The following is a 541-nucleotide window of genomic DNA, read 5'->3' on the forward strand; positions in this document are numbered from 1 at the left end:
ACATCTCGAAAGAAGCTTGGGCTCAGTGGCAACACAAACAAACCATGTTGATCAACGAGAAAAAGCTCAACATGATGGATCCCGAGCATCGTAAACTGCTCGAAACCGAAATGGTGAACTTCCTATTCGAAGGCAAAGACGTTCACATTGAAGGTTACACACCACCAAGCGAATAAAGCCAATTTGTTCAAAAGCAATGACATCACAACCTAAACTGTGATGTCATTTTTCCTCCAGCGCCTTGTCCTCATCACCTAAAAACTTATGAAGAAAATTGCTTTTATTGCCACCGCTCTCTTATTGGCAGGCTGTAGCCGCGAATTCGTCGAAAAAATTTATGACGTGAACTACGAGCCAACCAACCGCTTTGCAAACAACCTAGCAGAGCTACCAGGTCAGTTTGAGAAAGATACCGCCGCACTCGATGCGTTGATCAATAGCTTCTCAGGCAATATCAAAAAGCGTTGGGGACAACGTGAAGTGAAGTTCGCAGGTAAAAGTAACTACGTTAAGTACATCGACAATTATTTAAGTCGGGCAG

Annotated in this window: 2 protein-coding genes; both read left to right on the forward strand. The window is 43.6% G+C overall.

All coding sequences use genetic code 11. From position 1 onward, the window contains the following. On the forward strand, window positions 1–176 hold a 176-nt coding region (locus R7Z50_RS30475; RefSeq protein ID WP_318150148.1), incomplete at its 5' end, for an oxidative damage protection protein. A gap of 88 nt (window positions 177–264) precedes the next feature. Continuing rightward, window positions 265–541 (forward strand): murein transglycosylase domain-containing protein (locus R7Z50_RS30480; protein ID WP_318150147.1); only part of this gene is annotated, 277 nt, incomplete at its 3' end.

Source organism: Vibrio sp. 1249-1 (genome assembly GCF_033340495.1).